The sequence below is a fragment of the Actinoplanes sp. OR16 genome, from assembly GCF_004001265.1.
Lineage (GTDB): Bacteria > Actinomycetota > Actinomycetes > Mycobacteriales > Micromonosporaceae > Actinoplanes.
Genome location: NZ_AP019371.1, coordinates 1,112,904 through 1,125,182 on the forward strand (window position 1 = coordinate 1,112,904; position 12,279 = coordinate 1,125,182).

A 12,279-nucleotide genomic window follows, 5' to 3' on the forward strand; every position below is an offset into this window, starting at 1 on the left:
CAAAAACATACCCAGATGTGAAGCCGTCAACAGCGGCAGGTGGTGGACATCACGCGCCGGCGACCGGCAGGATCAAGAGCATGTCGATGCGATGGGGCATGACCGTGCCGTTCGGGGGCGTTCCGCTCACCGATCACGCCGCCGTTTACGCGGCACTGGCCGACGCCGGGTTCACCGACGTCTGGTCGGCCGAGGTGAACGGCACGGACGCGTTCACACCGCTGGCGCTGGCCGCCGCCTGGGAACCCCGGCTGCGGCTCGGCACCGCCATCGCGCCGGTCTTCACGCGCGGTCCCGGCCTGCTCGCGATGACAGCGGCGGCGCTCGCCGAGGCGGCGCCCGGCCGCTTCCAGTTCGGCATCGGCGCGTCGTCGCCGGTCGTCGTCGGCGACTGGAACGCCGTGGACTTCGCCGAGCCGTTCGCCCGCAGCCGCGATGTGCTGCGGTTCCTGCGGTCGGCGCTGGCCGGGGAGACGGTCGACCAGGAGTTCTCCTCGTTCGCGGTCAAGCGGTTCCGCCTGGAGCGGCCGCCGGCCACGCCGCCGCAGCTGATGCTCGCCGCCCTGCGCCCGCGGATGCTCCGGCTGGCCGCCGCCGAGGCCGACGGCGTGATCCTCAACTGGCTGGCCGCCACCGACGTGTCCACGGCGCTCGCCGAGACGAAGGAGGCCGGCGCCGGCTTCGAGGTGGCAGCCCGGATCTTCGTGATCCCGACCGAGGACGCCGGCTACGCGCGCACGGTCGGCCGCCGCATGATCACGTCGTATCTGACCGTTCCCGCCTACGCCGCCTTCCACCGCTGGCTGGGCCGGTCCGAGGTCCTCGCCCCGATGTGGCAGGCCTGGGACGCGGGCGATCGCAAGGGCGCACTCGCCGCGATCCCGGACTCGCTCGTGGACGAGCTGATCGTGCACGGCTCGCCGGAGGAGTGCCGCACACGCGTGAAGGCGTACGCGGAGGCCGGCGTGACGGTCCCGGTCATCGCGCTGATGCCGACGCCGGAGCTGACCACCGGCGGCCCGAAGGCCCTCTTCTCGCTGATCAAGGCGCTCGGCAGCCGGGACTGACACGAAAACGCGCCCGGGGAGCCCCCGGGCGCGTTTCGTCAGGAAACCTCACTCGCTGTCGGCGAGGATCGCGTAGAGCTTCCGCTTCGTCTCGTTGAGCACCTCCAGCGCCTTCTGACGCTGCTCGGGGGTGCCGGAGAAACCGACCTGCTTCAGCGCTCCCATGATGCCGACCGCCGCGTCGCGGAAATCCTGCACCTGGGACATGGTGTCCTCGCCGAACTGCGCCCACGGCGGGTTCTGCGCCGCGGTCTCGGCCTCGGGCCGGCCGTCGGCGGTGAGCTGGTAGCTCTTGCGTCCCCCCTCGGCCGTCACCTCGATGAGGCCCTCGTCCTCCAGGAGCTGGAGGGTGGGGTAGACCGAGCCGGGACTGGGACGCCAGATGCCGTTGGTCCGGGCGTCGAGCTCCTGGATCATCTCGTAGCCGTGCATCGGCCGCTCGACCAGGAGCGCCAGGATCGCGGGCCGCACGTTCTGCCGGCTGCCACGACCCCCTCGCCGCCCTCGCGGGCCACCGAACTCGGGCGGAGGGAACCCGGGACCACCGGGCCCTCCATGACCGAAAGGGAACCCGGGCGGGAAACCGAAACCGCGCCTGCGGCCCTCGGAAGCCCAGCCGCGGCCGCCACCGAAGTGGCCGTGTCCACGCTCTGCGTCGCTGTACCTCATGATCTTCTCCGTTCTGTCGTCGATAGTTAGACGATATATCGGCGAACTGTCGTCGGCAAGGGTTTCTGGGATCGTCGGGTCGCGGTACGTGTCGGCACGCCCTCATCTGGCAAAGTTGGTACCTGTGTTGACGGTGCCCATTCGCCAGCTCGGTGAGCCCGAGCGCGCGGCAGTCCAGCGGATCCTGGACGCCGATCCCTACGCGGGCGCCCAGATCGCCGAGCGCGTGGCGTCGCACGGGCTCAACTGGTGGCGTTCCGACGGGCGCATCTACGGGTACGAGCCCGCCCGCCGCATCGAGTCGATCATCTGGTCCGGGGCGCATCTGGTGCCGGTCGGCGCCACTCCCCCGGCCGTCGCCGCCTTCGCCGACCTGCTCGGCCCCGAGCCGCGGATCTGTTCGTCGATCATCGGGCGGTCGGAGGCGGTCCTCGAACTGTGGGACCGGCTGAGCAGGTATTGGGGACCGGCCCGGGACGTCCGGCCCAACCAGCCCCTGCTCGTCACCGACCGGGACGCCGCCGACGTCCGGCCCGACCCGGAGGTGCGCCTGGTCCGGCCGAACGAGGTGGATCAGCTCTTCCCGGCCGCGGTCGCGATGTACACCGAAGAGGTGGGCGTCTCGCCGCTACAGGACGACGGCGGGCGCGGATACCGGCGGCGGATCGCCGAGCTGGTGAAGGGGAAGCGGGCCTACGCGCGCTTCGAGGGCGGCCAGGTGATCTTCAAGGCCGAGCTGGCGATCATCACCCGGCGGACCACGCAGGTGCAGGGCGTCTGGGTCCACCCGGATCACCGGGGACGGGGCCTCGCCACCGCCGCCATGGCCGCCGTGGTGTCGGACTCGCTGCGCCGGGTCGCCCCGACCGTCAGCCTCTACGTCAACGACTACAACACGGCGGCCCGGCGGGTCTACGAGCGCTGCGGCTTCGTGTCAGCGGGCTCGTTCGCGACGGTGCTGTTCTGAGTTCCAGCCGGGCCCTCCTCCGAGGAGGGCCCGGGAAAGATCAGGCCTCGAAGCGGGTACGCCGCTTGCGCGCCACCAGGAAGCCCCCGAAACCGGCAGCCACCAGTAGCAACCCGGTCACCGCGATCGCCGTCCCCTGCGGTCCGGTGATCGGAAGCCCGCCACCCTCTCCGCCGGTGCCCGGCTCGTCGCCGCCCCCGTCACCGGTCCCGGTTCCGGGCTCCTCGTCGCTCGGGTTGACGACCAGCTTCGCCTTGTCGTTCGCCTCGTTGAGGTCCTTGTCGAACCACGAGCACTCGCACGCCGGGTTGGTCTCGACGGTGCCGGTGGCGTCCACGTGGACCTTCTCGATCTCCAGACCGAACGTCCAGGTCACGGTCTCGCCGGCGCGGAGCAGGAAGCCGGTCTGGCAGTAGTACTGCACGGCGTCCGGCTCGGTCTTGCCCCACTCGGCGAGGGAGCAGCCGTCCGGCACTTCGGCGACCTTGGTGCCGACCGGCACGGTGACCAGCACGACGCCGGCGGGCTCGGCGACCCGGCCGCGATCGATCGTGGCCGGCCCCTCGTTACGCAGGCCGATCTTGGCATCGACCACGTCGCCGACTTCGCCGCGGACCTTCGCACCGACCGCCGCGACATCGGCGCCCTGCTTGCCGGACGCGTTGACGGTGACGGTCTGCCAGTTGTCGTCCGGGTCGCTGTCGGTCTGCGGCGCCCGCTTCGCACTCGCCATCGGCTCCAGGCGCAGCTTGCCGCCGGTGCCCGCCGACGCGGCGCCGAGGCCGGTCGCGGACTTCGCCCGGGTCAGGTCCTGGTAGTCGTCGGCGGTCAGCCACTCGAACTGGCCGGCGACGGCGCCGGGAGCCATGGTGTCGGCGCGCAGCTCGTACGGCAGGACGACCTCGTAGGTCGCCCCGGCCTCCAGGTCCTGCTCGAAGAGACAGCCGGCCAGGTGGTCGTCGTCGCCGTAGACGCAGTTGGCGAACTTCTCGGCGGCCTTGAACGGGTAGTCGGTGGACATCCGCACGCCCGCGCCGTGCGCGGTCTTCGCACCGGTGTTGGTGATCTGGAGCGCCGTGTCGAACTTCGCGCCCGGCTTCACGGACAGCTCGTAGGGCTCACCGGCGGCCAGATCCACATCCTCGGCGACCTTGATCGATCCCTCCGAGACGGCCTCGGTGGCACCGTCGGCGGCGAACGTCACCGCGATCGTGCCGGTCGCGCCGGCGACCGCCTCAGCGGACGCCTTCACCGCCACCTCGAGGGCGGTGCCGAGCGGCTCCGGGGTGAGGTCCCACTCGTATGGCAGCGAACAGACCAGCTCGGTCGCGGAGGTGTTCTCGCAGTAGTTCTCCTCGGAGACCAGGCTCACGCCGGTCAGCCCGGAGAGCGTATAGGTGACCTCGGGGTCGGGCAGCGTGACCACCCGGTCGGCGCTGACCCGGATCTCCAGAGGGACCTGGGTGCCCACACCCACGGTGGCGTCGTCGACTTCGATGGCGAGTGCGGCGGGGGCGGCCGCGAAGGCCGGCGTCGTCAGGGCCAGGGCCGCGGCGAGCGCGGCGGCCGGTCCGGCGGCAGCACGCCAGGCCGATCGGTGGTGCATCGGGGTTCCTCCCGTGGAAGACAAGGAGCCGCATCGTAAAGACTCCTGGCCGTCCCGGGAGGACCCACCCATGGACGAACGACGATTCCGTGATGGAATCGAGATCAGTGCACGGTCACCGTCGGGCCGGGCAGCAGGTCGCGGAGCTCCTCGGGCAGCTCGGCGCCCATCTCGTCGGCGAGACGCAGGGCCTCCTCGACCAGGGTCTCCACGATGATCGATTCGGGAACGGTCTTGATGACCTTGCCCTTCACGAAGATCTGGCCCTTGCCGTTGCCGGACGCCACGCCGAGGTCGGCCTCGCGGGCCTCGCCCGGACCGTTCACGACGCAGCCCATCACGGCGACGCGCAGCGGCACCGGGAAGCCGTCGAGGGCCGCGGTGACCTGCTCGGCGAGCGTGTAGACGTCGACCTGGGCGCGACCGCAGGACGGGCAGGAGACGATCTCCAGGCCGCGCTCGCGGAGACCGAGCGACTCGAGGATCTGCTGACCGACCTTGATCTCCTCGACCGGCGGGGCGGAGAGGGAGACCCGGATCGTGTCGCCGATGCCCTCGGCCAGCAGCGCGCCGAACGCGACAGCGCTCTTGATCGTGCCCTGGAACGCCGGACCTGCCTCGGTCACGCCGAGGTGCAGCGGGTAGTCGCACTGCTCGGCGAGCTGCCGGTACGCCCGGATCATCACGACCGGGTCGTTGTGCTTCACCGAGATCTTGATGTCCCGGAAACCGTGCTCCTCGAAGAGCGAGCACTCCCAGAGCGCCGACTCGACGAGCGCCTCGGCGGTGGCCTTGCCGTACTTCTCCAGCAGGCGCTTGTCGAGCGAGCCCGCGTTCACGCCGATGCGGATCGGGATGCCGGCGTCGGAGGCCGCCTTGGCGATCTCCTTGACCTTGTCGTCGAACTGCCGGATGTTGCCCGGGTTGACCCGGACCGCGGCACAGCCGGCGTCGATCGCGGCGAACACGTACTTCGGCTGGAAGTGGATGTCCGCGATCACCGGGAGCTGCGACTTCTTGGCGATCGCCGGCAGCGCCTCGACGTCGTCCTGGGACGGCACGGCGACCCGGACGATCTGGCAGCCGGCCGCCGTCAGCTCGGCGATCTGCTGCAGCGTGGAGTTGACGTCAGAGGTGAGCGTGGTCGTCATCGACTGGACGCTGACCGGGGCGCCGCCACCGACCAGGACACCACCGACGTTGATCTGGCGGCTCAGGCGGCGGGGAGCAAGAGGCGGCGGGGGTACGGCCGGCATTCCCAGACTGATAGCAGTCACGTCTCAACTCACTTGAAGATGGTGATCGGGTTGATGATGTCGGCGGTCACGGTGAGAACCGTGAACGCGCCACCGATGAGGATGACCGCGTACGTCACCGGCATCAGCTTGTAGTAGTCGACACGACCCGGATCAGGCCGCCGGAAACGCTGGTAGAGCCACGAGCGAACTCTCTCGAACCACGCGATGGCGATGTGCCCGCCGTCGAGCGGGAGCAGCGGCAGCAGGTTGAAGAGGCCGATGAAGATGTTCAGCGAGATGAAGACCTGCCAGAAGACCTCGGGCACGCCCTTCTCGATCGCCTCGCCGCCGATCCGGCTCGCGCCCACCACGCTGATCGGGGTGTCCGGGTCACGCTCCTCGCCGGTGATCGAGTTCCACAGCGCGGGGACCTTCTCGGGAATCCGCGCCATCGCCTTGAAGGAGTTCTCCACCAGGTACCAGCTGAAGTCGCCGGCCGCCGGGATCGCCCCGATCGCACTGTAGGTGAGAACGGCCGGCTGGTCCGTGGTCCAGCTCACGCCGGCGACCGCGACCTTCGACACCGGGCCGTTCGGGTCGTCGATCGGCGTGCGCTCGGCGCTGATCAGGTCGACGGAGGCGGTGGCGGTCTGCCCGTCGCGCACGTAGGTGAACGCGGTCGGACCGGCCGGCGAGGCGCGGATCGCGTCGGTCAGCTCGCCGTAGTTCGCCACCGGCTTGCCGCCGACCGCGGTGATCAGGTCACCGGTCTCGAGACCGGCCGCCTTGGCCGGCGCCGCGACGGCGCCGTTCGTGCCCGGAACGCAGTCGGCGCTCGTGTCGGTCAGCGAGGTGCGGATGCAGTCGCCCACGTAGATCATCGCGGGCGCGGCCTTCTGCGCAGCGGCGTTCTGCGGCAGATCGGTGTTCGGCAGGCCCACGGTGATCGCCATGAAGTACGCGCCGACGATCGCCAGCATGAAGTGGGTGATCGAGCCGGCCGACATGACGACCGTCCGCTTCCAGACCGGGAAGCGCCACATGGCTCGCGGCTGATCCTCCGGGCGGACGTCCTCGTCCTGCGGCGTCATGCCGACGATCTTGCAGAAGCCGCCGAGCGGGATGGCCTTCAGACCGTATTCGGTCTCACCGCGCTTGAACGAGAAGATGGTCGGGCCGAAACCGACGAAGTACTGCGTCACCTTCATGCCGAAACGCTTGCCCGTGATCATGTGACCCAGCTCGTGCAGGCTCACCGAGATCAGGATGGTCAGCGCGAAGGCCGCCGCACCCAGCCAGAACAGCATCAGGCTCCTTCAGCCACAGTCGCGATGGTCCGCTGTGCCTGGGCCCGAGCCCACGCCTCCGCGGCGAGCACGTCATCGACGGTACCCGGTTCTGCGAAATCGGGAGCCGCCGCGAGCACCCGTTCCAGGGTGTCGACGATGCCCAGAAACGGTAGCCGACCGGAGACGAAAGCGGCCACACACTCTTCGTTGGCGGCGTTGTAGACGGCCGGCAGGCAGCGCCCGGCCCGGCCCGCCTCCTTCGCGAGCCGCACCGCCGGGAAGGCCTCGGAGTCGAGCGGGCGGAACTCCCAGTTGTGCGCGAGTGTCCAGTCCACCGGGGTCGCGGCCTGCGGAACCCGGTCCGGCCAGGCGAGCGCGAGCGCGATCGGCAGCCGCATGTCCGGCGGGCTGGCCTGGGCCAGGGTCGAGCCGTCCGTGAACTCGACCATCGAGTGGATCACCGACTGCGGGTGGACCGTCACCTCGATGTCGTCGTAGGGCACACCGAACAGCTCGTGCGCCTCGATCACCTCGAGTCCCTTGTTCACCAGATTGGCGGTGTTGATCGTGACGACCGGGCCCATGTCCCAGGTCGGGTGCTTCAGCGCTTCCTCAGGTGTGACGTTCGTCAGCTCCTCGCGGCGGCGGCCCCGGAACGCTCCCCCGCTCGCGGTCAGGATCAGCTTGCGCACCTCCTCGGCCCGCCCGCCACGCAGGCACTGCGCGAGCGCCGAGTGCTCGGAGTCGACCGGGACGATCTGGCCTTCCTTGGCGATCCGCCGGACCAGCGGGCCACCGGCGACCAGCGACTCCTTGTTCGCCAGCGCGAGGACGCGACCGGACTCCAGGGCGGCGAGGGTGGGGGCCAGGCCGAGGCTGCCGACGACGCCGTTCAGCACCACGTCACACGGGAACCGGGCCAGCTCGGTCATCGCGTCCGGCCCGGCGACGATCTTCGGGATCCGGAAGCCCCCGGTCGCATAACCCCGCTTCTGCGCTTCCGCATAAAAGGCCAATTGCAGGTCCTGTACGGCGGAGGCGCGCGCTACGCCGACCACTTCGACGCCGAGTTCGAGCGCTTGCGTGGCGAGCAGCTCGATGTTGCCGCCGCCCGCGCCGAGGGCCACCACCCGGAACCTGTCCGGGTTGCGGCGGACGATGTCGATGGCCTGGGTGCCGATGGATCCCGTGGACCCGAGCAGAACGAGGTCGCGCATGGCTCCCATCTTCCCGGACGAGCGCTCCGACCCGTCGGGCAGCATCGGCCTGTGCCCGGCAGGAATCCACGCGGGTGAGATCGTGGTGATCCGGAGGGCTCGGCGGGGTACCCCGTGGATGTGCGAAAACTATTCGCTCCGCTGCGCGGACGAGACGTGTCGCTGCACGCGGCCGCCATCACGTTCTACGCGGGGATCGCGGTCGTGCCGATCGCACTTCTCGCGGTGTGGGTCACGGGTCTGATCGCGGGCGCGGACCACGTACGGGAAATGACGAGCCGGACCATCGACGCGCTGCCGGACCGGATCGGAGCGCCCCAGGCGCTCGCCGCCCTGATCGAGGCCGGGCTGAATCTCACCCCGATTCTCGCGCTCGCGAGCCTGCTGCCGGCCACCCTCTACGGCGAAGGCCTGCGCCGCGCGTTCGTCTCGCTGCGCCGGCCCGGTGAGCCGCTGGTGGGCTGGCGGGGCCGGATCCTCTGGCTGCCGCTGCTGGCCGCGGCGCCCGCCCTGCTGCTCGCGCTCTTCCTGGCGCTGCCGACCACGAGCGATCTCTGGTTGCGCGGCGGCTGGTGGTCGGTGCTCGGCGTGGTGCTGTCGTTCCTGGCGACCTGGATCGTGCTCACCCCGGTGGTGATCTGGGTCTTCCGGTACGTCGCGCCCGGCCGCCCGGCGTGGCTCCCGACGATCCTGATCGGCTCGTTCACCGCGGCGAACCTCTCGGGTTTCCTGCACGGCGCCGTGCTCTTCTGCTCGCTGCCCCTCGATCTCGGCGTGCCGTTCGGCGGGTTCACCGAAATCGGGGCGATGGTGGCGATCGGCCTCTGGCTCTACCTCTTCCACGTCGTGTTACTCACCGGGTTCGCCGTGACGCACACCGTCAAGACGTATTTAACGGACGATTCGCCGAGGGTGCCGGGCCTTTTCGCGGGGTAATCTCGCTCGCCATGACCTCCATTCCCGAACGCGCCGACGTGGTGATCATCGGATCCGGGCACAACGGCCTGGTCTCGGCGATCCTGCTCGCCCGCGCCGGGCTCGACGTCGTCGTGCTCGAGGCAGCCGGCGTGCTGGGTGGCGCCACCCGCACCGAACACCCCTTCGCCGCGGTTCCCGGCCTCGGCCAGTCCACCGGTTCGTACCTTCTGGGGCTGATGCCGCCCGAGCTGCTGCGCACCCTCGATCTGGACATCCCGGTGCTGCGCCGGGACCCGCACTACTTCCTGCCGACCCCGGGTCCGGCCGGCTCGCCGTACCTGCTGTTCGGCCGCGACCGGGAGGACACCCGAGCACAGCTCGAGCAGTTCTTCTCGGCCCGGGACGCGGCGGCCGACGAGGCGCTCGCCGTCGAGATCGGCGCGCTGCGGTCCGACCTCGCGCCGTCCTGGCTGGAGGAGCCGGCGCCGGTCGAGGAGATCGCCGACCGGCACATCCGTCCCCAGCTGCAGAGCACGTTCCTCGACCTGGTGCGCGGTTCGGTCGCTGATTACCTCGCCCGGTTCGGCTTCAAGAGCGAACTTCTGGTCAGCATGTACGCCGTGACCGACGGTCTTTCCGGGCTGAACGCCGGTCCGGACGACCCGGGCACCGGCCACAACTTCCTGGTGCACAACATGTGCCGGCTACCCGGCTCGGACGGCACCTGGATGATCGCCCAGGGCGGCATGGGAACGGTCTCCCGCACGTTCGCCGACGCCGCCGTCCGCGCCGGCGCCCGCATCGTCACCGACGCCCGGGTCGCGTCGGTGATCGTCGACGGCGGGGCGGCCGGTGGAGTGGTGCTCGCCGACGGCCGGACCGTGACGGCGCGGGTCGTGCTCGGCAGCTGTGACCCGTACCAGCTGATGGGCCTTGTCCCTGAAGGCTCTCTGCCGGTCGAGCTCACCGACCGGATGGCCGCCGTGAAGCGGACCGGCACCACGCTCAAGGTCAATCTGGCGCTGCGGGATCTACCGAAGTTCTCCTGCCTGCCGGAAGGAGCGCCGTCGCCGTTCGGGGCCACCATCCATCTGCTGCCGCACTCCGGATCGCCGATGGCGTCGCTGCGGGAGATGTGGGCCTCGGTCCAGGCCGGGCGGTTGCCGTCGGCGCCGACCATCGAGTGGTACCTGCACACGACCGTCGACCCCTCGCTGCAGGACTCCGCCGGGCATCACTCGTCGGCGCTGTTCGTGCAGTCGGTGCCGTTCCAGCCGGCCGGTTCGTCGTGGGACGCCGAGCTCGACGGATATGTCCGGAAATTGCTGGAGATTTGTGACCAGTATGCGCCGGGGACGTCGGATCTCGTCGTGGACATGATGCCGCTGACGCCGCCCGGGATCGAGAAGCACTTCGGGATCACCGGCGGCCACATCCACCACGTCGACAACACCGTGGCCTTCGACCAGCGGATGCCGTACTTCACCGGGCTCGACGGCCTCTACGCCGGCTCGGCGGGCGCGCACCCGGCCGGCAGCGTGATCGGCGCGGCGGGCCACAACGCGGCCCGCCGCATCCTGCGCGATCTGTCCCTCTGAGAGATCCCGTCCGCTCCGCGGATCTTGGAGTCTCCGAGAGGCCCCACCCAGCCGTCCGCGGATCTTGGAACCCCTGAGAGGCCCCACCCCGCCCTCCGCGGATCTTGGAACCTCTGAGGGATCTTGGATTTCTAGCTGTTCTTCGACGCTCGGATCTTGTGGCCGACGCCGGTCAGGCATCGGCCACTGGGCAGGTCGAACTTCCAGCCGTGCAGCTGGCAGGTGAGCACGTTGCCGTCGACGATGCCGAACCGGGAGAGGTCGGCCTTCAGGTGCGGGCAGCGGCGCTGCACGGTCCAGTCGCCGAACTGGATGTCCTCGGCGTCGACCGCCTTCTCGTGCTCGTCGTACCAGCCCTCGGCGTACTGCAGACGCTCCTCGGAGAGGCACTTGAAGAACGCGTAGACGAACTCGTTGTACTGACCGATGCGGGCCGCCGAGAAGCGGCAGGAGAGGAAGAGCGAGTTCACCCAGTCACCCTCGTCGATGAAGATGAGGTGCTCGATCAGCTCCCGCTGGGTGCGGAAGCGGTACCGCACCTTCTCGTCGGCGTACGGCCGGACCTGCTTGCCCGGGAAGTCCACCACGATCGACTCGATCTCGTCGCCGTCGTAGGAGACGAGGTCGAACCGGACCGGGCCGCCGACGCCCTTCGCCAGGTAGATCGACTCCTCGAGAAGCGGCTCGATCCGCTTCTTGAGCTCGCCCAGCACGTCGATCTCCGGGTGCCGCCAGGACGCCTTCTCCGCCTCGATGATCGGGCGCTTGCGCTCCCGCATCTCCTCGAGGTGCGCCCGCTTGTTGGCGAAGAACTCGTCGACCGGGGTCGGGTGGACGGTCGTCTGCGTCCGGCCGCCGTCGGTCAGCTCGGTGACGCTGCCCGGCAGCTGCACGACCGCGTTGGTGCCGCCGACCTTCGCGTACTCGGTCAGGAACACCGACTGGTCGGGGAAGATGTTGCCCTCGTCACCGTGGATGTCGTTGAACTGCCACAGCTCGTCGTCGAGGAAGCACGGCGGGCCGGCGATCGGGAAGACGTGGTCCGCCTTCAGGTCGTCGATGTACCGCCAGGTGCGGTCGAACTGCCGCTCACGCTTCTGCTTGCCGAAGGCGGTCTTCGCGTTCTCCGGGAGCTCGTAGACCATCGGGTACCAGATGGCGCCGGAGAACTGCAGCATGTGCGCGTGCACATGACCCAGCTCGTTGAACCGGGTGAGGTCGGCCGGGCGGGCGTCGTTCTGGTTCAGGACGCGGATGCCGTCGTACTCCACCCAGAGCGACGAGTCGCCGATCGGGCCGTCGGTCGGGCTGATCAGCGCCTGGATCATCACCTTCAGGCCGCCGTCGAGCTCGTGCACCTCGTCCGACTTCGTCCGCAGGAAGCTGGTGAAGCCCAGCTCCCGCAGCTCGTCCTCGAGCTGGCTGGTCGGGTACTCCGGGAGCAGGACCGTGGCCTTCTTGTTGATGAAGCGCTTCAGGTGTTCCGCGTCGAAGTGGTCCCGGTGCAGGTGCGAGACGTACAGGTAGTCGACGTTGCCCAGGGTCTCCCAGTCCAGCAGGGAGTTGTCCGGGAACGGAAACCACGAGGCGAAGTACGCCGGGTTCACCCACGGATCGCACAGAATGCTGCCTGCGGCCGTGTCGATCCGCATGCTCGCGTGTCCGGTGCCGGTGATCCGCACTTGTAGCTCCTCTGCTCGGCGTGCGTTT

Annotated in this window: 10 protein-coding genes; 4 read left to right on the plus strand and 6 right to left on the minus strand. The window is 69.6% G+C overall.

The window, feature by feature from the left end; genetic code table 11:
* Positions 1–80: 80 nt before the first annotated feature.
* Positions 81–1,067: an LLM class F420-dependent oxidoreductase gene (locus tag EP757_RS05045; RefSeq protein WP_232050380.1), complete on the plus strand. Its 987-nt coding sequence runs from the start codon at positions 81–83 to the stop codon at positions 1,065–1,067.
* Positions 1,068–1,115: 48 nt separating this feature from the next.
* On the opposite strand, the gene EP757_RS05050 is transcribed toward EP757_RS05045, so the two are convergent.
* On the minus strand, positions 1,116–1,736 hold the full coding sequence (locus tag EP757_RS05050; RefSeq protein ID WP_127543037.1) for a PadR family transcriptional regulator: 621 nt from the start codon (positions 1,734–1,736) through the stop codon (positions 1,116–1,118).
* Between the two features lie 124 nt (positions 1,737–1,860).
* Between EP757_RS05050 and EP757_RS05055 the strand changes: the two genes are divergently transcribed.
* Positions 1,861–2,703: a GNAT family N-acetyltransferase gene (locus EP757_RS05055; protein ID WP_127543038.1), complete on the plus strand. Its 843-nt coding sequence runs from the start codon at positions 1,861–1,863 to the stop codon at positions 2,701–2,703.
* Positions 2,704–2,743: 40 nt separating this feature from the next.
* On the opposite strand, the gene EP757_RS05060 is transcribed toward EP757_RS05055, so the two are convergent.
* From EP757_RS05060 to dxr, 4 genes are all read right to left on the minus strand, one after another.
* Positions 2,744–4,309 (minus strand): hypothetical protein, encoded by a 1,566-nt coding sequence (locus tag EP757_RS05060; RefSeq protein ID WP_127543039.1) that lies wholly within the window; start codon positions 4,307–4,309, stop codon positions 2,744–2,746.
* 104 nt (positions 4,310–4,413) lie between these two features.
* The gene (gene ispG, locus EP757_RS05065) at positions 4,414–5,586 is read right to left on the minus strand and encodes a flavodoxin-dependent (E)-4-hydroxy-3-methylbut-2-enyl-diphosphate synthase (RefSeq protein ID WP_127543040.1); all 1,173 of its coding nucleotides are present in this window, start codon (positions 5,584–5,586) and stop codon (positions 4,414–4,416) included.
* A gap of 8 nt (positions 5,587–5,594) precedes the next feature.
* Entirely contained in the window at positions 5,595–6,854 is a 1,260-nt protein-coding gene (locus EP757_RS05070; RefSeq protein WP_127543041.1) for an RIP metalloprotease, read from the minus strand.
* Positions 6,854–8,062, minus strand: a complete 1,209-nt coding sequence (gene dxr, locus EP757_RS05075; RefSeq protein WP_127554091.1) for a 1-deoxy-D-xylulose-5-phosphate reductoisomerase — start codon at positions 8,060–8,062, stop codon at positions 6,854–6,856. Before dxr ends, EP757_RS05070 begins: the two co-directional genes overlap by 1 nt.
* Before the next feature lie 111 nt (positions 8,063–8,173).
* Between dxr and EP757_RS05080 the strand changes: the two genes are divergently transcribed.
* Positions 8,174–8,989, plus strand: a complete 816-nt coding sequence (locus tag EP757_RS05080) for a YhjD/YihY/BrkB family envelope integrity protein (RefSeq protein ID WP_127543042.1) — start codon at positions 8,174–8,176, stop codon at positions 8,987–8,989.
* A gap of 11 nt (positions 8,990–9,000) precedes the next feature.
* The gene (locus EP757_RS05085; protein ID WP_127543043.1) at positions 9,001–10,569 is read left to right on the plus strand and encodes an NAD(P)/FAD-dependent oxidoreductase; all 1,569 of its coding nucleotides are present in this window, start codon (positions 9,001–9,003) and stop codon (positions 10,567–10,569) included.
* A gap of 131 nt (positions 10,570–10,700) precedes the next feature.
* Here the strand turns inward: EP757_RS05085 and EP757_RS05090 are convergent, their stop codons facing one another.
* Positions 10,701–12,251: a Rieske 2Fe-2S domain-containing protein gene (locus tag EP757_RS05090; protein ID WP_127543044.1), complete on the minus strand. Its 1,551-nt coding sequence runs from the start codon at positions 12,249–12,251 to the stop codon at positions 10,701–10,703.
* Positions 12,252–12,279 lie beyond the last annotated feature (28 nt).